The organism is Neobacillus solisequens, from assembly GCF_051233465.1.
Classification (GTDB): Bacteria; Bacillota; Bacilli; order Bacillales; family Cytobacillaceae; genus Neobacillus.
In genome coordinates, this window is record NZ_JBKFGJ010000013.1 from 85909 (window position 1) to 105968 (window position 20060).

General features: G+C 40.5%; 17 protein-coding genes and 1 riboswitch. Of the genes, 2 read left to right on the forward strand and 15 right to left on the reverse strand.

The annotated features are described in order from the left end of the window. Positions 1-49: 49 nt before the first annotated feature. The 9 genes from ACI3K6_RS14180 to ACI3K6_RS14220 all read right to left on the reverse strand — a co-directional run bounded on the left by ACI3K6_RS14180 (position 50) and on the right by ACI3K6_RS14220 (position 8474). Positions 50-772, reverse strand: coding sequence for an amino acid ABC transporter ATP-binding protein (locus tag ACI3K6_RS14180; protein ID WP_435555381.1), 723 nt, complete (start codon positions 770-772; stop codon positions 50-52). Between the two features lie 50 nt (positions 773-822). Then, positions 823-1479: an amino acid ABC transporter permease gene (locus tag ACI3K6_RS14185; RefSeq protein ID WP_435555337.1), complete on the reverse strand. Its 657-nt coding sequence runs from the start codon at positions 1477-1479 to the stop codon at positions 823-825. Between the two features lie 12 nt (positions 1480-1491). Then, positions 1492-2280, reverse strand: a complete 789-nt coding sequence (locus ACI3K6_RS14190; protein ID WP_435555338.1) for a transporter substrate-binding domain-containing protein — start codon at positions 2278-2280, stop codon at positions 1492-1494. 23 nt (positions 2281-2303) lie between these two features. Further along, entirely contained in the window at positions 2304-3452 is a 1149-nt protein-coding gene (locus ACI3K6_RS14195) for a M20 peptidase aminoacylase family protein (protein WP_435555339.1), read from the reverse strand. A 17-nt stretch (positions 3453-3469) separates the two neighbouring features. Beyond that, positions 3470-4600, reverse strand: a complete 1131-nt coding sequence (locus ACI3K6_RS14200) for a mandelate racemase/muconate lactonizing enzyme family protein (RefSeq protein WP_435555340.1) — start codon at positions 4598-4600, stop codon at positions 3470-3472. 94 nt (positions 4601-4694) lie between these two features. After that, positions 4695-6029, reverse strand: a complete 1335-nt coding sequence (locus ACI3K6_RS14205) for a hypothetical protein (RefSeq protein ID WP_435555341.1) — start codon at positions 6027-6029, stop codon at positions 4695-4697. A 116-nt stretch (positions 6030-6145) separates the two neighbouring features. Further along, entirely contained in the window at positions 6146-6598 is a 453-nt protein-coding gene (locus ACI3K6_RS14210) for a C40 family peptidase (protein ID WP_435555342.1), read from the reverse strand. 117 nt (positions 6599-6715) lie between these two features. Further along, positions 6716-7528 (reverse strand): lipid II flippase Amj family protein, encoded by an 813-nt coding sequence (locus ACI3K6_RS14215; RefSeq protein ID WP_435555343.1) that lies wholly within the window; start codon positions 7526-7528, stop codon positions 6716-6718. Positions 7529-7787: 259 nt separating this feature from the next. Continuing rightward, positions 7788-8474, reverse strand: coding sequence for a TetR/AcrR family transcriptional regulator (locus tag ACI3K6_RS14220; RefSeq protein ID WP_435555345.1), 687 nt, complete (start codon positions 8472-8474; stop codon positions 7788-7790). A gap of 139 nt (positions 8475-8613) precedes the next feature. Here ACI3K6_RS14220 and ACI3K6_RS14225 point away from each other — a divergent pair, with 139 nt between their 5' ends. Continuing rightward, a complete protein-coding gene (locus tag ACI3K6_RS14225; protein WP_435555346.1) occupies positions 8614-9966 on the forward strand; it encodes an MATE family efflux transporter in 1353 nt (450 codons plus the stop codon). Between the two features lie 70 nt (positions 9967-10036). Here ACI3K6_RS14225 and ACI3K6_RS14230 read toward each other — a convergent pair whose 3' ends face one another. From ACI3K6_RS14230 to ACI3K6_RS14240, 3 genes are all read right to left on the reverse strand, one after another. Continuing rightward, a complete protein-coding gene (locus ACI3K6_RS14230) occupies positions 10037-11131 on the reverse strand; it encodes an NADH-dependent flavin oxidoreductase (RefSeq protein WP_435555347.1) in 1095 nt (364 codons plus the stop codon). A gap of 228 nt (positions 11132-11359) precedes the next feature. Then, positions 11360-13918 (reverse strand): vitamin B12-dependent ribonucleotide reductase, encoded by a 2559-nt coding sequence (locus ACI3K6_RS14235; protein ID WP_435555348.1) that lies wholly within the window; start codon positions 13916-13918, stop codon positions 11360-11362. A 319-nt stretch (positions 13919-14237) separates the two neighbouring features. Continuing rightward, entirely contained in the window at positions 14238-15074 is an 837-nt protein-coding gene (locus ACI3K6_RS14240; protein WP_435555349.1) for a lipoate--protein ligase family protein, read from the reverse strand. 184 nt (positions 15075-15258) lie between these two features. On the opposite strand from ACI3K6_RS14240, the gene ACI3K6_RS14245 reads away from it, so the two are divergent. Then, positions 15259-15642, forward strand: a complete 384-nt coding sequence (locus ACI3K6_RS14245) for a rhodanese-like domain-containing protein (RefSeq protein WP_335476315.1) — start codon at positions 15259-15261, stop codon at positions 15640-15642. A 48-nt stretch (positions 15643-15690) separates the two neighbouring features. Here the strand turns inward: ACI3K6_RS14245 and gcvPB are convergent, their stop codons facing one another. Genes gcvPB through gcvT form a run of 3 tightly spaced genes read right to left on the reverse strand, consistent with a single transcriptional unit; the run spans position 15691 to position 19609 of the window. Then, positions 15691-17148: an aminomethyl-transferring glycine dehydrogenase subunit GcvPB gene (gene gcvPB, locus ACI3K6_RS14250; protein ID WP_335476317.1), complete on the reverse strand. Its 1458-nt coding sequence runs from the start codon at positions 17146-17148 to the stop codon at positions 15691-15693. Further along, positions 17141-18487, reverse strand: coding sequence for an aminomethyl-transferring glycine dehydrogenase subunit GcvPA (gene gcvPA / locus ACI3K6_RS14255; RefSeq protein WP_435555351.1), 1347 nt, complete (start codon positions 18485-18487; stop codon positions 17141-17143). Before gcvPA ends, gcvPB begins: the two co-directional genes overlap by 8 nt. A gap of 18 nt (positions 18488-18505) precedes the next feature. Then, complete coding sequence (gcvT, locus tag ACI3K6_RS14260) at positions 18506-19609, reverse strand: glycine cleavage system aminomethyltransferase GcvT (protein WP_435555352.1); 1104 nt, start codon at positions 19607-19609, stop codon at positions 18506-18508. A 223-nt stretch (positions 19610-19832) separates the two neighbouring features. Beyond that, positions 19833-19921, reverse strand: a riboswitch (glycine riboswitch). Positions 19922-20060 lie beyond the last annotated feature (139 nt).

Here is a 20060-nt window from a genome sequence, read left to right on the forward strand (position 1 = left end):
CCACAATCCCCTTTTCATACCATTTATTAACAACTTCCGTTTTCTGCTTTTATACAACCCTTTTTAAAAAGCTTTTTAACCGCTCGCTTTTCGGCTTCGTGAATAGCTCTGCAGGTGACCCCTGCTCCTCAATGACACCGTCACACATATAAATGACTCTGTCGGCAACTTCTTTGGCAAACATCATTTCATGTGTGACCACCAGCATCGTCATTCCTTCTTCGGCCAAGTTCTTCATAACAGCCAGAACCTCACTCACCAGTTCCGGGTCGAGTGCCGATGTTGGCTCATCAAATAACATAATTTTAGGAGACATCGCCAGTGCCCTTGCTATAGCAACACGCTGCTGCTGACCACCTGAAAGTTTTCGCGGATAAACATCCTTTTTATCTCTTAGTCCAACCTTTTCCAAAAGTGATAACGCTGTTTCAGTCGCTTCCACCTTTGATTTTTTCAAGGCATGAACCGGTGCTTCAATTATATTTTCCAGTACAGTCAGATGAGGGAATAAGTTAAATTGCTGGAAAACCATCCCTACCTCTCGGCGAATCTGTTGAATACTCCTCGAGGAATAATTAAGTTCTGTACCGTCTATATCAATTTTGCCGCTCGTTAAAACCTCAAGACCATTCAGGCAGCGAAGAAGCGTACTCTTTCCGGATCCGCTTGATCCAATGAGGGCCACCACTTCCCCGGGATAGACCTTTAGATTAATCCCTTTTAAAACCTCCAACTGATTAAAGCTCTTATGGACATTTTCTATTTGTATAATGGGGTGCAGACGATCTTTCACTCTATTTGACATCCAATAGCCCTCCTTTTCTAATGTTCACTGATTGACAATTTTAACTCTACCTTGCTTAAGAAGAATGATAGAATGGTTGTCAGAATTAAATAGATCAGTGCTGCAGTAATGTAAAATTCAATAAAGGCATAATTGGAGGCGGCAAATCTTTGTGAGGTCATCATCAGTTCTGATACCGTTACAAGCGATGCCAATGATGAATCCTTTAATAGTGTAATTGCTTCATTGCCAATGGCCGGAATGCTGACTCGGAAGGCCTGGGGGAATATAATTCTTCGCATAATAGTGGGATAGCTTAAGCCAAGGGATTGGGCAGCTTCCATTTGACCCTTTGGAATGGATAAGATCCCGCCACGCAAAATTTCTGCAATATAAGCTCCGGCATTTATTCCCAGTGCCAATACGGAGGCAGGAAACGGAGCCAATTCGACCCCGATTTGCGGAAACCCAAAATAAACCAAAAATAATTGAACTAAAAGGGGAGTCCCTCGTAGTGTCCATATATAGAAGTTTGCAAACAGTGACAAGGGCTTAAATTTCGAAATCTTCATGATGACAATTACGACTCCCATGACTAATCCTAAAGCGATAGAGCAAATAAATATTTCGAGTGTCGTAACGGATGCCTTTAGAAGAAAAGGAACGTATTCTTGTACAAGAGAAAAATCCAGCATTCTTTCAGCTCCCTATCGGATATCTTTTCCGAACCATTTTTTACTGATCGCCTCAAAACTGCCGTCTTTTTGCATCTCGGCTATAACTTTATTAATCTCTTTCCGGAGTTCATGATCTTCCTTTCGGATTGTCATGCCCGCCTTCTCAGTATTTAATAACCCGTTAACTGCATGGAATGTATAATGTCGATCGATAATAATTTTTGCTCCGACTCCCTGGTCTGTTGCCACTCCGTCCAGTCTGCCTGCTGACAAGTCCTCAAAGGCCAGAAAGTCATTTTTATAAAGCTTTACATCAGCCCCATTTTTAGTAGCCATTTCAGCGGCAGTCGTTGAAATCGTTACGCCTATTTTTTTATTCTTCATATCTTTGGGAACTTTGATCGGGGAACCCTGAGGTACAAACAACTGATTGCCTGTTGTGAAATAATTGTTGCTAAAGGAAACCTTCTTTTTCCGTTCTTCGGTGATCGCCATATCAGAAATGATAATATCAAACTTTTTACCCATGAGGGCAGGTATCATACTATCCCATGGAGTGGCAACAATGACAGGATTGACACCTAGCCGCTTTGCAACCTCATTAGAAATGTCCACATCAAAGCCTTCTATTTCGTTACTTTTGTTGATGTAGTTGTAAGGAGGATAGGCTCCTTCTATCGCTATTTTGATTTCGCCCTTGTCTTTTATAGCCTTAAGTGTACCGCCATCTGCAGAACCCTTGGTTTCTTTGCTGGCGCCGCAAGCTGCCATGATCATGATAAAAAAGATTGCCCCAATCGCAAACAGATACTTTTTCATTTACCGTCTCCCCCAAACCATTTTTATCGTGATTTCCCTGCAAAATGTTCAAATGTATTCAGAACTGTCCGCATTAGAATTTCAATTCCATTCAATAAGGCGCTCTGATCAAAGGTCATATTCGGATGATGCAATCCGGGTGCAAGATCACAACCCAATCCAAGCATTGCCGCTTTAATGTGAGGACGCTCTTTTGTATAAAAATGAAAATCCTCCGCGCCAGGTGTAACGACCGGTGGCATGACGTTCTTATCCCCTAATGTTTCAGCAATTGCCTGTCGCATCATTCGTTGGGCTTCTTCATTCAACACCGCAGCATACACCTTTTCTTGATAATCGTAATCTATTTTCACATCGTATAAATAGGCAACATGCTGAATGATGTGGTCCACTTTCTTTACTAGATGATTCATTGTTTCATTGGATTGCGCCCGTAAATCGAGGTGAAATTGGGCAGATCCAGGGATGATATTCTTGTTTTCTCCCCCTGCACTTACTTGAGTCATCTTTACAGAATAGGAATCATACGGGTTTAAACGGATCCCTTTTAATTGTTCAAGAATGGTTGCAACAACTTCAATAGCATTGACGCCGAGGTCGGGACGGGCGCCATGAGTGTCAAATCCGATGATTCTGGCAGAAACCGTTTCGGCGGCTCCATGGATGATGCCTGGTGAAGCAGTTCCATTTGGAAGTTCATGAATCGGGCGCAGATGAACTCCATATAAAAAATCGATATCATCCATTACCTGTTTTTGAATCATTTTTAGAGCACCATCACCCATCTCCTCTGCCGGTTGAAATATCAATTTAAGGCGACCGGGAAGCTTTATATTTAATTCTTTCAATAGAAGTACCATTCCCAATACCATCGTCATGTGCGCATCATGTCCGCAGGAATGGTTTGCCTGAAAAACTCCATTGACTTCTTGCCATAACGAATCCATATCGGCACGAACCCCAACTGTAATTGAATCTCCTGTTTCATCCCCCCATTCCCCGACTACTCCGGTATGGTCCGTAAATGTTCTTACGTGACAACCGTTTTTTTGTAAAAGGTCACAAATGAACCTTGTTGTCTCTATTTCTTGCCAACTTAACTCAGGATGCTGATGCAGATATTCAAATATCTCGTAAATGATTGGTTTCATTTTCTCCAAGGCTGTTCTCATGGTTTCCCTCATTCACTTTATTTGGATTTGAAACTTCCGAATAGTACCGTTTCTTTTTTTACCGTTAATTCTTCAAGTGTATTCGCATCCACGTCAATTCCCAATCCTGGTTTTCCGCTTAGATAGACAAATGGAATACGATACTCTAGGTTGCCAATGTCCTTGCTAAAAAGCAACGGCCCCGTCAATTCGGTGCTGATGATGTTTTTACGGGCAATGGCAGTATGATACCCTGCTGCTGATCCAATCGAAGATTCAACCATAGATCCTACCTGGCACTGGATTCCTGCATATTCGGCTGTTTTTGCCATATGGATAGCTGGATAGATACCGCCGCATTTCATTAATTTAATATTAATTAGATCCGCTGCATGTTTCTTAATGATTTCATTAAGATGGGTTCCATTATGCACACTTTCATCGGCCATTATTGGGATGACGGTTTTCTTTCTAAGTTCAGAGAGTCCGTCGATGTCTTCCATTTTAATCGGCTGTTCCAACCAGGAGATCCGAAGTGGTTCCAGTAATGGCAATGCCTGAGCAGCCGTTGCATAATGTTTCCAGCCTTGATTGACATCCACTCGAATAGGCACTTCATATCCTACTGCTTCACGAACCGCCTTTACCCGTTCCAAATCACTATATAAATCAAACCCAACCTTTAGTTTTAACGAACTGTAGCCTAGTGCAACCGCCTGTTTTGCCTTCTCGGCCATGATTTCAGGCTCTTCAATGCTTAATACTTTGGCAAAGGTAAGCTGTTCATGAAATTTGCCTCCAATTAAATCATAGATGGGCTTGTCCGTATATTTCCCCATTAAATCATAACAAGCAATATCTATTGCTGCCTTTGCAGCCGGATTGGCATAAATTCGTCCGTCCATGAGGTGGTGAATTCTTTCAATGGCAAAGGGACTTTCACCCATTATAGCGGGTAATAATTGATGCTTTAACACTTCGATTGTGCTGAAAAAAGATTCACCTGTCACATGTTCATCAGGTACAGCCTCACCATATCCAGCCAATCCATCATCCGTTTCCAGTCTTACAATAACTGATGCCATGGAGCCATACGTATCATATGAAATGATAAAGGGTGTTATTAATGGCAAGTGAATACCAACAATATCCGCTTTCACAATTTTCAATGGTCATTTACCCCTTCTCTACTATTTATGTCGTTTTAATGTCGCTAATTAATTATTTTTATAATATGCTGTAAATTCTAAAAAATCAATCTTTTTAATTAACTTTAAAAAAAATCTTCAGTTTAGAAGAAATATTATAGAGTGCGCGCGGACGCCCTTGGTCATATGGCTGTTCTTCACCCGAAATATACAAACAATCTGATTCGAGCAATCGCTTAATCAGCCTTTCAGCAGACCTTCTGCTTACAGTCAAGTAATCTGCAAATTCCTGTGCGGAGAAGGAGCGGAAATGGTTAAGCCTTAAGAAATCAAAAAATCTAAGTAACGTTTTCGCATTCATTTTCAATTGCTCCGCCAATAGTTGAATCTCTTTATCTTCGTTTTTTAAAGAAAGTTGTTTTTCCTCTTCAAAAAAAGGCCCTGTTAGTTTTTTATCTTCATCAAGCAAGAAAACGATTGTTTTATCCTCAGAGTGTTTTTCAGTAAAATATAAGGCTTGATTGGCATGTTTTTCAGCATCATTCATGGTATAACCATAGCCAATCCCAATTTTTAAGGTAGAATGTATTCTCCCTTCAAGTTCCAGAATTTTTTTCAACCGTTCTTTTTGGACAGCTTCCAATGATCCCCGGTTTGTATAGATTAGAAAAGGCTGGCAGTGGTCATGTGATACTCTTGCATTTAGTTGTCTTGCCACGTCATCGAGAATGTGGAGAAATTGCTGGTGAAATACAGGCTCTTCCTGATGAACAGGATATTGATTAACTTTTATGGAGAGTACAGCAATTTGTGATTCTTTCGTTTTCTTGTACTTTGTCAACGTTACCGTTTTTTCCAATGCTTCTTTTAACGATTGCTTTGTTTGAACCATATAGATTGACGGAATTCCTAATTTCTGCAGTTCTTCATGAACCGCATGGATACTGGTTAAGGCGAATCGTGTTTTTTTCTCCTTATACAGTTCGGAGTGGAACTGTACAAATTTAGAAAAATCAAACGGTGATACTTCCTTGTCAAGATTAAAAATCCAAGGATATTCTTTAATAAAAATGGGGCCACTTGCTATCTGAAGTTCTGTCAAGACCTGATCCAAAAAAAAGCGCTTTGGTAAGTCAATTGAAATCTTTTCGAGCGGGATGTTTTCATGATAATAAATGATAAATAGTGAAAGGGACACTGCAAACTCATTAAATGGGGCATAGGTAGACAACAAGTTATATTTAATGACTGATTTTTGACCAAAATAATTGGCTATTGCGCCGGAAAACAGGAGAGAATCCACTTCTTTCCCTGCATCTTCAATTAAATGGGCAATTCCCCAAGGCGAATTATAAACATAGTTATTAAACGTAATTTCAGGAAACAAAGGGTAAAATTCAGAAATAGCTTCAATAAATTGGTTAGACCCCAAAACACCAATAACAACCATTTTTGACAACTCCCCTATTTGACTAAAAACATATATTTAAATAGTATATCATATTTTTTAAATTTTTTAACAATTTACCTCTTTATAAAAAAGGCACCGGCCTAAGCCGATGCTCGTTAGATGCGCTTTGCTCCAATATATTTTGGTTTCCAGTAGCTGTTGCTTGTGTAAGTAATCATGACTCCTTTTGAGGATGAAGCCATGATCATTTTACCCTCTCCCACATAGATCGCAACATGGGATGGTTTGCTTGCCTTCGTTGGTGCAAAGAACATTAAATCACCAGTTTGTAATGATCCGACACGGTAGCCTTTTGTGTAGAACATGTCCGCTGCGGTACGTGGCAGATTGATTCCTGCTTTACCAAAAGAGTATTTTACAAGTCCCGAACAGTCAAATCCGCTTGGTGACATTCCACCCCATTTATATGGAACTCCAATATTGGCTTTTGCTACTGAAATTGCTTTTGTATGATAAGTTGCCGCTTCTGCTTTTTCACCCGATGTGGCAAATAATGATGTTGTCAAAGTTGCTGTAATGGCTAATGCTGCGACTAGTTTCTTTAACATATTTGTTATTCCCCCTCTGAGTGATTTGATAATCATACTATACAAGGAAAGGATAACAATGCTGTCACAGCAAGATTACAATTACATTACAATGTTATTCTAATATAATTTTATTCATTAAATCCATTTAGCAAACCAGGCTACATAATAGGCCGCTGGTATGAATAAAAGTTGCGCAACAATCGTGCCTATAAATTTGGAACTAATCATGGTAAGGGAATAACTCTTCAAGTAGATATAATCACTCTGTTTCTTCATGACTCGATCCGCCAATACGGAAGCTTTGGGATCTATAAATAATGTTAATAATATAGTCGCAATACCATTTATGATCCCAGAGGACATAAGTGCTGCCTGGGCATATTTTGGTACTAGCAATGAAGCATATATAGATGATAGAACACCAATTGTAAAAACAGCTGAAATGATGACATTAATCACAAACAGACGTTTAGGAATTGTTTTTAGGGTAATTCCTTTTAAATATGACAATCGTGGCAGTCTGAAACACATGATCACTTTTTTGAAACCCTTAGCATTTATATATTTTGTGAACAGCCCAATAACCGACCCCCGTTGATTGGAAAGCTGAACAATCGCACGGGAAAAGATATTGATGAATGTGGGAAAGAGTAAAATTCCCAACAGAACACCAAGAGATGTGACTCCAATTAAAATTCTGTATTGCTCTTCAATAAAATGTAATTTATGAATGCCTGGTGCCTCAGCAATTAATTTTGCAGTCAAAGGCTGCTGAATCATCGTCGAAAACCTTGAAACAATGACCAAAGTGCTGAACAAAGACAGCGCTGTGGCAATCAATTTCACTCTAGCTCCTGAAATCCTGGTGGAATAAGCTAATGTCTCAATCATGGTAATGATTAATAAAAAAATAGAAATAATGATCACTTTACTTGTAATTAATTCCATAAAAATCCTCGCAGTCGTTATTATCGCTAAATATAAACTCAATTTATTATTTGGAAATTCCTTTAAAAAAGCAACCTTTTTATTTTTATATCAAAAAAATAAAATAGATCAAATCCAATTTGATTTGATCTATCAATCGTGCCTTTTAATGGAATGAATGATTCCGTAGCGTTTTGTTATGAAAAACTAATCGCTAGGCAGTCGTATGCCGCTCCAGTTGCTTACATCACATTGGCCATACTTATTCCAACCCAGGTGTTTACATCGACTTCTCCTGCTCCTCTATCACCCGCTCAACCCCAAATAGAATCAGCTTCAAACCAAAATCAAACGCCTCATCGGTCCCCATTAGCTCAAACAGCCCGTTCGTGAACATCCTGCGGAACAGTCCCGCATCCGTCTCGCTCATGGAGTCAAGAAGGTGAATCATCTCCTCACCTGGAAGCTCTACCTGGTCCTTAAGGATAGCGGAGACATTACGCTCATGCTGATAATCGTCTAAAACGAAGTAGAAAACATAGTTCACAAGCGTAGTAACCACTTGAAATTTCTGCTCTTGCTTAAGTGGTGCATGTTCCACACAGAGCAGCATTCGGTTGGTGAACCGGATAATGTCTGGTTCATGAGGCAGTGTCATCATCATAATCTGCGTGGAGCAGGGGTATCGGCTGAGCACGCTCCGTACTGTTACCGCAAGCCCTGTCAACTGCTCCTTCCAGTCCCCCTCGGAGTGAAACTCCTCTAGTATCATTTTCGACACCTGGTTTGCCAGACGTTGGTAGAGATTCTGTTTGTTCTTGAAGTACCAGTACAGAGATGGAGCCTGAATCCCAAGCCTATCGGCCAATCGTCTCATGCTGAATTTTTCGATGCCCTCCTCTCCAAGAAGCTCCCATGAGGTTTCCAGAATCTTATCCTCAGAAATCTGAGGCTGTTGCTTTTTCATCGTTATCCGCCCTTTTATCTAACAGTGTAAGATTTTGCTTTACAGGTTTCTAGATTGATGATATCATCTAACACTGTAAGATGCAACCTTACACCGTTAGATTGAAGACCATAATATCTGATGAAAGTGGTGATCCATCATGGATAAAGAAACCCTCTATTACTTTGAAAAAGCACCGGTCACAAAAGCCGTAGTTCACTTTGCTGTACCGATGATGCTAGGCACATCAATGAATGTCATATATTCCATCCTGAATGCCTATTTCCTTGGTACACTCCACAATACTGCCATGTTAACCGCACTTGCACTAACCTTGCCGTTATTCGCAATCATTATGGCACTAGGCAACTTGATTGGCATGGGCAGCGGTACATTTATCTCCCGTTTACTTGGAGAAAAAAAATATCATGATGTAAAGCATGTGTCTTCATTCGCCTTTTACAGCAGTTTAATTCTAGGCCTAATCGTGATGGCCGTGGGTCTCCCGTTGATTGATTCAATCGTTCGTGACCTTGGGGCAACGCCTGACTCCTTTAAGTTCACAAAGGAGTATGTAACGATTATGCTTATTGGTTCTCCGTTCGTCGTATTATTCTTCACGCTGGAGAATATCGTTCGCTCGGAGGGGGAAGCAATCACGTCCATGATCGGTATGGTACTCAGTGTTGTTGTGAATATTCTTCTCGATGCGCTAGTCATTTTCGGCTTCCATTGGGGAGTGATCGGCGTTGCGTCTGCTACGGTTATTTCTAACTTGGTTGCGAGTTTATACTACGCCTTCCATATGGGATATAGGAGCCAATTCTTAACTGTCTCCGTAAAATGGTTTATGGTTACCAAGGACATTCTTAGCAATGTATTAAAAATCGGAATTCCCGTCTTTATTATGTGTATCTTTTTGGGGGCAATGTCGCTCATCTTTAACCATTTTCTTGTTGAATATGGAGATCAGGCCGTAGCAGCTTACGGAATTTCATCACGTTTATTGCAATTTCCTGAGTTTATTCTGATGGGCTTATGCGAAGGAGTCGTACCGCTGATTGCCTTCTCTTTTACAGCGAATAAATTGCGTTTGAAAAAGACTATTGGATTTACTTTTAAATCGATTGTGGCGTTAGCAGCCGTGTTCGGCATCATCGTCTATTTGATTTCCGATCATTTAATTGGTTTATTTACTAATGACCCGCAATTAATTGAGATGGGCAGCTTCATTCTACATGTGACGTATTTATCCTTGTTCATTACAGGAATGACTTCATTGTTTACCGGGATCTTCCAAGCAACAGCGCAAGGAACTGCCGCGCTTATTATGTCAATTATTCAAGGAATTACTCTGATACCTGTGTTGGTTATCGCCAATCAAATGAACGGCTTCCACGGGGTGGTTTGGTCACTAGTCATTGCGGATGCTGTCGCATTCCTTGTTGGAGCCATCATGCTGTTTGTTTTACGGAACAAATTGCAGCCGGAATTGGATAGTTTAGTACAGTAGAAAACATTCAAAAAAAATAACCTCTTAAGTAAAGAATACCTAAGAGGTTATTTTTATTAATCTTCTTTCTCTATTTAACACCAGCTACCCAACCAGGGTGTGCTTGCATCATGCGCATCAATGGACTAGGAATGACATTATCTCGTGTCATATCCATTTCGGTAATGATTTCTTCCCCTGCAATAATTTTTTCAACCCAATGCGGTTCAATTAATAATTCTCGGCCCAATGCTACTAGTTCTGCACCTGTTTCCATAGCTTCTAAAGCATCTTGTTTCGTACAAATTGAACCTACACCGATAAGCGGGACACGTCCGTCAATGACACGATGGATTATTTTGACACGTTGTTCTTTTTCACCTTCATAACGGCGGGCTAATGAACGGAAATCTCCAAGTGAAATGTGTAAATAATCGAGTGGTTCATTTGCTAATCGATCAACAAGCTGTACTGTATCATCGAGGGTAATCCCCTCTTCTTCCGGCTCTTCCGGGCTGAATCGATAGCCAACGATAAATGAATCATCTGCGTATTGGTGTTTTATACGATTCACTTCTGTTATTACTTCTAATGGGAATCGCATCCGTTTTTCAAGTGTACCACCGTATTCATCTACTCGTTTGTTTGTTAGACCAGAAAAAAATTGTTGAAGTAGATACGTATTTGCACCGTGTATTTCAACGCCATCAAAGCCTGCTTCAATAGCGCGGCGGGTTGTTTCACCAAATGCCTTCACGATATCTTGAATTTCCTCCATTGTTAATGCACGTGCCTTGCCTCCATCTGCCGCAATTGTATCACTTGCACTGACAACATCGCCGTTTGGAACAAGTTCACGAGGCGACTGGCGACCACCGTGATATATTTGTAAAATCGCCTTGGCACCACCTTTATGTATCGCCTGTGCTACTTTCCGTAAACTGTTAATATATAAATCCGAATGTGCAGCAAATTGGCCCGGGAAGCCTTTGCCGTTTGCGATCACGTATGTACACGCCGTAATCACTGCCCCTACCCCATATGAGCGCTCTTCGTAATATGCTAATTCTTCATCCGATACTGTATCATCTGGATTTGCAGAATATGTCGTCATCGGTGCCATTACAATACGATTCCGAAGCTCGATACCATTCTCAAATGTAAATGGTGATAAATAAGTTGTCATTTTTCTTCACTCCTTATAATTTCATAGTAAACAAATCGCTTTTATTTGTAAAAAGGTCTGCTCTCACCTTCAAGATTTTCGCATTTGCTTTTTTATTTTAGATTTAGGAAACACTCATCTATATTTTTTCAGAAATATAAAAAATAACCTCTTACGGTCATCACACCGAAGAGGCTACTTTTTATCAAACTTTATTACAAAGCCACATCAGATTAGCTCAAACCTATTTTATAGGCCACATTTTAATTGCGCACCACAGTTAGTACATGTATTGCAGCCGCCAATTTCTTTTACTTTACCTTTACGGCAAACTGGGCATGTATTGCCTACCTCAGAACCGATTGTGACATCAGTTGAACGAAGATCTGTGATAGTGTCTACTAAAACTACATGCTGCTTTGGTTTTTCAGTAAAAATAGACAGTTGTTCATCTTGATTTTCTTCGGCTTTCAGTGTTAACACCTGAGAATCACGAGAACCATCTACATATACGGTGCCGCCTTTTGCTCCACCGCGGTAAAGCCGCTCGTATACTTTTTCCACCTGCTCTACGCTATATCCCTTTGGAGCATTAACCGTTTTACTGATAGAACTGTCAATCCAACGCTGGATGACACACTGAACATCAGCATGTGCTTCTGGAGCAAGATCCATTGCTGTTACAAACCAGTTCGGCAGGTTATTAGGGTCAGCCTCTGGATGCATATCTAAATATTCTTGAACGATATCTGCTTTCACTTCGATAAATTTACCTAAGCGTCCACTTCTGAAATAAGAGAATGAGAAATAAGGCTCAAGTCCTGTGGATACGCCAACCATGGTTCCAGTGGATCCCGTAGGAGCAACCGTTAATAAATGCGAATTTCTAATTCCATTTTCCAAGATGGATTCACGGATGTCTTCCGGCATTTTTTTCATAAATCCTGTGTTGATAAAGGCATTGCGCAGACGATTGGTTTCTTCAAGAGTATCCCCTTCTAAGAATGGGAAGTTTCCTTTTTCCTTCGCCAATTCAACCGATGTTCTATAGGCGGTTGTTGCGATTGTTTCAAACACTTTATCAACTAGTTCATTACCTTCTGGTGAACCGTATTCTGTTTCACAGTAGATGAGTAAGTCATGCAAGCCCATTACTCCTAGTCCGACACGGCGTTCGCCTAAGGCTTGTTTTTTATTTTGCTCTAAGAAATAAGGCGTTGCATTGATGACGTTATCCTGCATTCTGACACCAACAGCAACAGTTTGCTTTAACTTTTCATAATCAACCATTCTTGTTTCTTTATCAGCCATTTCAGCAAGGTTAACAGCTGCAAGGTTACAAACAGAAAATGGTGCAAGTGGCTGCTCTCCACACGGATTTGTGGCTACAACCTGTTGACCATAAGCTTTTGCGTTGGTCATGTCGTTAGCATTGTCGATAAAGAAGATTCCTGGTTCTGCGGAGTATGTGGCACAAATGTTAATAAGGTTCCACAATTCCTTAGCTTTAATCTTCTTGTAGACACGTACTTTGTGGCCCATTTTTTCCCACTCACGCACATCTCCAACTTCATGCCATTTTTCATTGTAAATCTTCATTTCCTCAGGATCGTATCCCTCAACATATGGGAAACGAAGTTCATACTCACCGTCGTTTTCAACAGCATCCATAAACTCTTTGGTTAAACAAACGGAAATGTTTGCTCCAGTTAAGAACTCAGGGTTATGAACCGTATAATTTCCGCCTGTTGCCAGTTTTTCTTCTGCATCAGCGATAATCGACTCACTAAAACCGCCATAACCAGGAATGGTTTTGTAGTTCACAATTCCTTGGTACATCGCTGTTTCTTGCATTGTCAACGGAGTGAATTTTAATTTGTCTTTAGCTAGCTTTTTAATCGTTTCATCTTTTGTATTTTCAATTAAGAATCTGAGGATTCTTGGGTTCTGCATTTTTGAAATAATAAATTCAATAATATCAGGATGCCAGTCGGCCAGCATGATCATCTGGGCCCCTCTGCGACTCCCACCCTGCTCAACCAAATGCGTCAATTTTGCGATATCATCCAACCAGGATACTGATCCTGATGATTTGCCATTTACGCCTCTGGCCAAGGTGTTTCTTGGTCGTAAGGTAGAACCATTTGTACCAACGCCGCCGCCGCGGCTCATGATTTCCATTACCTGCTTGCGATGGTCAGAAATGCCTTCACGTGAGTCTGCCACAAAAGGCATTACGTAGCAGTTAAAATAAGTAACATCCGTTCCCGCACCTGCTCCATAAAGAACACGGCCGGCTGGAATAAAGTTTGAGTTTACCAGCTCTTGATAGAACTTCTCCGTCCATTCAATCCGCTTATCTTCTGTTTCCTCAACAGCCGCTAGGCCAGTTGCAACCCGTTTGGCAATTTGCTCATAGAAAAGCTCCAAAGGCTTCTCGATAATATCAAGCGAGCGCCAAATCGCACCGGTTTCTACTTCTTGCTGATCATCCAATACGCCTCTGAATTCTTCTTCCACCAAAACTTGCGCTTTTTTATTCTCCCAATCAATTTCTAAGATGTATCCTAAGCCTCGTGCCGGGAATTTGGGATCTTCTTTAATCGTAAGAACAACAAAGTCGCCTTTTGTGAGGGTAATTTTTTCAGTATCTTTAAAGGTGTAGCGATCCAACATGACTAACCGCGAAACACCCTTGTGAGTTATTTTCATATCCGGGGTAACTGGGTGTACCTGGGGAAATAGATGGATATCCTCATTCAACCTTTCCACATCAATATTCATTTTTGGTCTAAAAACAACCGACATGAGAACAACTCCTTCAAATTAAAAATCTATATATATACGCTAGATTCTAGTAGACTATGTCAATCTAGCTGACTCATGAATTAAGGTTAACAAGAAAAGAATAATAAATCAATATATAGTACCGAAAATATTTTTAACACCACTATATATTGTATCGAGAACAAATGAAAACTATTTTGTCAAACCTAAAAAAAACTAGTATTAAGAGAAAATAAAAGATATTCTATGATTTTCTACACAAAACAAGAAATTTTAACAAATTTCGCCGCTTGATTATTAAAAAAGAAAAATGATAAAAAGCAGAGCTTGCCGCTTCTCATCATCTTTTATAATTCCATTCATCGTTTTCATAACGATCTTTTGCTAGTTTTTGCACATAAGCGAGCTGTTCTTCTGTTAATTGATAGGGCTCCAGGTCTATATTTAGACCTTCTGCAAATCCTCTATAAAAAGCAGCCTTTGCTTCATCGAGTGTGATTTTACGAGGACTTATATCATTGATTGCGACTGCCTTATCCCTGAACCCTTTTTTCATCCGTTCCTTTACCCGCTCATTTGGATATTTGAATAAACTAAACAGCTTATCCTCGTCCAAATCCAGTAGGATTGAACCATGTTGTAGAATTACCCCTTTCTGTCTTGTTTGGGCACTCCCTGCTACCTTCCGCCCTTCAACAACCAGCTCGTACCAGCTAGGGGCATCAAAACAGACTGCAGATCTTGGATTTTTAAGAGCATCGCGCTCTTCAGCCGTTTTTGGGACTGCAAAATAGGCATCCATCCCTAAATGAAGGAATCCTTTTAAGATCCCTTCCGAAATTACACGGTAGGCTTCTGTGACTGTTTTTGGCATCTCTGGATGATCCTCAGAAACGATGACACTGTATGTAAGCTCGTGTTCATGGAGAACGCCACGACCGCCTGTAGGCCGTCTTACAAACCCCAACTGATGAGCCTTTACAGCCTCCATATCAATTTCTTTTTCGACCTTTTGAAAATATCCAACAGACAATGTTGGAGGATTCCATCCATAAAAACGAATCACCGGTGGTATTTTACCCTCACTATGCCAATCAAGCAACGCTTCGTCCATTGCCATATTAAATGATGGTGCACTCAACCCTGTATCTATAAAAAGCCATTTCTCTTTTTCCATCCCCAAAACCTCATTAGTATAAATTTTATTCGAAATTTAGTCTACCAAAATCAGCAAGGAATTCAAAATAGATTGTTTCTGGTATAATTTTATTATAAGAAATTTACGGTTTCTTCTTTATCTTTGGAAGAAGGACTACTATAATAAAAACTAGTGTAGAAAAGCTTGAAAGGGGCAAGAAGAAGTGAATTCACTTTATACATTACTCGTCATCATTGGTGCTGTTATCATTTATACGGTTACAAACTACTTCTTTCAAAAACGAATTGTTAAAACGGTAACAGAAGAGGAGTTTCGTGCGGGTTATCGGAAGGCACAGCTTATCGATGTCCGTGAACCGAACGAGTTTGAAGGGGGACATATTTTAGGAGCGCGCAATATTCCTATGTCTCAATTAAAAACACGCATGAAGGAAATTCGACCTGATCTTCCGGTTTATTTATATTGCCAAAGCGGGATGCGCAGTGGTCGTGCTGCTCAATTTCTGCATAAAAGAGGCTATAAAGATCTTACCCAGCTTCAAGGCGGGTTTAAAAAATGGACAGGTAAAGTCAAAACAAAAAAATAATAGAATGTAGAAAAGGGATGGTCCACCGAAGTGAACCATCCCTTTTTATTATGCTTGATAGCGTAAAATGGGTTTTCGTGCTGCTGTTGTTTCATCCAACCGCCCAACAACTGTTGTATGAGGAGCTTCCTGAACGATTTCCGGATTTTCTTCCGCTTCCTTGGCTATTTGGATCATGATATCAACAAAGGAATCGAGTGTTTCTTTTGATTCTGTTTCTGTTGGCTCAATCATAATACATTCTTCCACGTTTAGTGGGAAGTAAATGGTTGGCGGATGGTAGCCGAAGTCTAACAGGCGCTTCGCAATGTCAAGTGTCCGAACACCAAGTTTTTTCTGACGTCTTCCGCTTAAAACGAATTCATGCTTACAATGACGATCAAATGGCAAGTCATAATATTCTGCCAGACGACGCATCATGTAGTTAGCATTTAAGACAGCATATTCTGTGACAGCCTTTAAGCCATCTGGACCCATGGAACGGATATAGGTATAAGCACGAACATTAATTCCAAAGTTTCCATAGTATGGCTTCACACGTCCAATGGATTGTGGACGATCGTAATCAAATACATACTCTTCACCCTGCTTGGTGATGACTGGTTTTGGTAGGAAAGGAATTAGGTCTGCTTTAACCCCAACTGGACCTGAACCAGGGCCACCTCCGCCGTGTGGACCAGTAAATGTTTTGTGAAGATTTAAGTGTACCACATCAAAGCCCATATCTCCCGGACGTGCTTTAGAAAGTACTGCATTTAAGTTTGCACCATCGTAATATACCTTACCGCCTGCTCCATGGACGATTTCGGCAATTTCGACAATATGTTCTTCAAATAAACCGAGTGTATTTGGATTTGTCAGCATCAAGGCCGCAGTATCTTCGCCTACAACCCTTCTTAAGTCATCAAGGTCAACAAGGCCTTTTTCATTTGATTTAACAGTTATGGTTTCTAGACCTGCAACTGTTGCAGACGCCGGGTTAGTTCCATGAGCGGAGTCAGGAATAATTACCTTTGTACGTTTTAAGTCCCCATTTGCTTCATGGTAGGCACGAATCAACATTAACCCTGTCCATTCGCCATGTGCGCCTGCAGCCGGCTGAAGAGTTACTTCATCCATACCGGTAATTTCTTTTAAATGTTGCTGCAAATCATATAACAGCTCAAGGGCCCCTTGAACAGAGCTTTCATCCTGAAGTGGGTGTATATGAGCAAAACCATTAAAACGGGCAACATTTTCATTAATCTTTGGATTATATTTCATGGTACAAGAACCAAGCGGATAAAATCCGGAGTCGACTCCATGATTGCGTTTAGAAAGAGCGGTATAGTGGCGCATGATATCCAATTCAGATACCTCTGGAAGAAGCGGTTCCTCCTCGCGCAGATACCCCTCTGGAAGCAGACCTGTTACGTCAATCTCAGGGATATCCATTTCAGGCAGGCTGTATCCAATCCGACCTGGTGTGCTTAATTCAAAAATGAGCTTCTGGTCTTGATTATGCATGCAAATCCCTCATTTCTTTTACAAATGTATCAATTTCTTCCTTTGTCCGTTGTTCTGTAACAGCTACAAGCATATGATTGGCAAGTTCAGGATCATCACGGCCAAGGTCATATCCACCGATTATGTCTTTTTCAAGCAGCAGTTGATTTACTTCCTTCACAGGCTTATTTAATTTGACGACAAATTCATTAAATGAGTATCCATCATATACAATTTCGAATCCAGCTTCTTTAAAAGCGTTTTTAGCGTAATAAGCCTTCTGAAGATTGGCTGATGCTATTTCACGTACACCTTTTTTACCAAGCGCAGTCATCGCTACAGAAGCAGCCAGCGCATTTAATGCTTGATTAGAACAAATATTAGATGTAGCTTTATCACGTCGGATATGCTGCTCACGTGCTTGCAGTGTTAATACAAATCCGCGGCGCCCTTGGTCATCTGTTGTTTGTCCGACAAGTCGTCCTGGAACTTTACGCATTAACTTGTTTGTAACTGCGAAGAATCCGCAATGAGGTCCGCCAAAAGCTGTTGGGATCCCAAACGGTTGGGCATCTCCCACGACAATATCTGCTCCAAATTTCCCTGGTGGAGTTAATAAACCTAGTGCAAGTGGATTGCTGGACACAACAAACATGGCTTTTTGTTCATGAATCACTTCCTCTAGCTCTTTTAAAGGTTCGATTCTGCCATAAAAGTTTGGATATTGAACAATGACGGTCGCAACAGAATCATTCACTAATTCCTTTAACGAATCAAGATCAGTAACGCCATCTTTTACTGGCACTTCTACTACCTCAAGATATTGACCTTTCGCATACGTTTTAAGAACCTCACGGGATTCCGGGTGTACTGCCTTTGATACTAGGATGGTTTTTCGTTTCATATGTCCGGCGCTTAACATGGCTGCTTCAGCAAGTGCTGTTCCGCCATCATACATGGAAGAGTTGGCGACATCCATTCCAGTCAGTTCGCAGATCATGGTCTGGAATTCAAAAATGGCTTGCAGCTCTCCTTGAGAAATCTCCGGCTGGTAAGGTGTATAGGCTGTATAAAATTCTGATCTTGATAGGACATGGTCAACGATTACCGGCATATAGTGATCGTATACACCTGCACCCAAGAAAGAGGTATTGGTTTTTAAATCAGCATTTTTACTTGCCATTTTAAATAGTTCCTTCATCAAAGAAGGTTCCGACTTAGCCGCAGTTATGTTATATTCACCTTTAAATCTCACTTTTTCAGGAATATCACTGAATAACTCATCGATGGTGGAAACACCAATTTTCTCAAGCATGGCCTGTTTATCTTGTTCTGTCATTGGTAAATAGCGATGTTTCATCTTTCTTACTCCCTTCTACTATTTCTTTTCTTTTTTATAAAAAGGTGTCGGAATGACTTTAGCTTTTAATCGTTTTCCGCGAATTTCCACTTCTACTTCTGAATCAACAGCAGTAAATTCTGTTGAGATTAGGGCTAGACCAATATTTTTCTTTAATGTTGGTGACTGTGTTCCGGTAGTGACCACACCGATATGGTTAGTACCCGCATATACCGGGTAGCCATGGCGCGGGATACCGCGGTCAATCATTTCAATACCAACAATCTTTCTCGATAATCCCTTTTCTTTTTGTTGCACTAACGAGGTTTTTCCAATAAAATCTGCCTCTTTTTTCAACTTTACTGCAAAACCAATACCTGCTTCTAATGGGGAAATTTCTGGAGATAATTCCTGACCATAAAGAGCCAAATTAGCTTCAAAACGAAGGGTATCACGAGCACCTAAGCCACAGGCCACCACTCCATCTTCTTTTCCAGCATCGAGAATTACATTCCAAAGGTCAACGGCATCTTCAGATGAACAATAGATCTCAAAGCCATCTTCTCCGGTATATCCTGTTCTGGAGACCAAGGTTTTTCTTCCATTTATATCAACTTCCTGTTGAAATTTGAAAAAGCGAATTTGACTTAAATCTGCCTTGGTCAACCTCTGTAACACAGTTTCCGCCAGCGGACCTTGGAGGGCAAGCTGAGCCATTTTTTCTGATAAGTTTTTTATTGAGACGTCACCTTCAATGTGTGCTTCTAGCCAGCTATAATCTTTTTCGATATTAGATGCGTTCACTACAAGGAGGTAATGGTTATCCTCAATTTTATAGACAAGCAGATCATCTACTGTCCCCCCGTTTTCATAGCACATGGCTGTATATTGGGCACCACCGTTAGGGATCTTTGAAATGTCGTTTGTCATCATTTTTTGTAAATAGGCCAAGCTGTCAGTTCCTTTTACTTCGACTTCACCCATGTGGGACACATCGAATAGACCAGCTTTCGAGCGAACAGCTTCGTGTTCTTCCTTAATGCTGGAGAATTGTACCGGTAACTCCCATCCACCAAAATCAATCGTTTTCCCGCCATATTCTTTATAAACCTCGAAAAGCGGAGTACGTTTTAATTCAACCACTTAATCATCCCCCTTGAAATTCAAATTATTATGAAACTGCCTTTTTCAAAAGACACAAAACCACTTTTTCAATCACTGGAAATTCTTTCTCCGAATGAGAGGACACAAAAAAGGACAGACACCCCCCTTTGTAAAAAAGAAGGTCCCTGTCCTTTCACCTGAAAGTTTACCTTTGATGGCTTTCCCCTTTGGTGGCTGCACGAGGCAGCGCTCTCCAGAGCCGCGTCAAACAAGAGTTCTTTTGCCTGAGAGATTCACATTACATGCTTGCTCCTTCGGCGCTACCAAGGTAGTCTCTCCTCTTGTTGTCATCCGCATTTATAATATTTTCCAAATTGGTGATACTAAACATACTTATAAAATTTATTTGCTAATGCAAATATTTGAAACTTTCAAAGCTATTATCATCCTACCATTAAAGCAATGCTTCGAGCAATCATTTTTTAGTGCT

Coding starts and splice junctions, on each gene's coding strand:
- ACI3K6_RS14185 (WP_435555337.1), bottom strand. CDS start 1,479: ATGCTGGATTTTTCTCTTGTACAAGAATACGTTCCTTTTCTTCTAAAG.
- ACI3K6_RS14190 (WP_435555338.1), bottom strand. CDS start 2,280: ATGAAAAAGTATCTGTTTGCGATTGGGGCAATCTTTTTTATCATGATC.
- ACI3K6_RS14195 (WP_435555339.1), bottom strand. CDS start 3,452: ATGAGAACAGCCTTGGAGAAAATGAAACCAATCATTTACGAGATATTT.
- ACI3K6_RS14205 (WP_435555341.1), bottom strand. CDS start 6,029: ATGGTTGTTATTGGTGTTTTGGGGTCTAACCAATTTATTGAAGCTATT.
- ACI3K6_RS14210 (WP_435555342.1), bottom strand. CDS start 6,598: ATGTTAAAGAAACTAGTCGCAGCATTAGCCATTACAGCAACTTTGACA.
- ACI3K6_RS14215 (WP_435555343.1), bottom strand. CDS start 7,528: ATGGAATTAATTACAAGTAAAGTGATCATTATTTCTATTTTTTTATTA.
- ACI3K6_RS14220 (WP_435555345.1), bottom strand. CDS start 8,474: ATGAAAAAGCAACAGCCTCAGATTTCTGAGGATAAGATTCTGGAAACC.
- ACI3K6_RS14225 (WP_435555346.1), top strand. CDS start 8,614: ATGGATAAAGAAACCCTCTATTACTTTGAAAAAGCACCGGTCACAAAA.
- ACI3K6_RS14230 (WP_435555347.1), bottom strand. CDS start 11,131: ATGACAACTTATTTATCACCATTTACATTTGAGAATGGTATCGAGCTT.
- ACI3K6_RS14235 (WP_435555348.1), bottom strand. CDS start 13,918: ATGTCGGTTGTTTTTAGACCAAAAATGAATATTGATGTGGAAAGGTTG.
- ACI3K6_RS14240 (WP_435555349.1), bottom strand. CDS start 15,074: ATGGAAAAAGAGAAATGGCTTTTTATAGATACAGGGTTGAGTGCACCA.
- gcvPB (WP_335476317.1), bottom strand. CDS start 17,148: ATGCATAATCAAGACCAGAAGCTCATTTTTGAATTAAGCACACCAGGT.
- gcvPA (WP_435555351.1), bottom strand. CDS start 18,487: ATGAAACATCGCTATTTACCAATGACAGAACAAGATAAACAGGCCATG.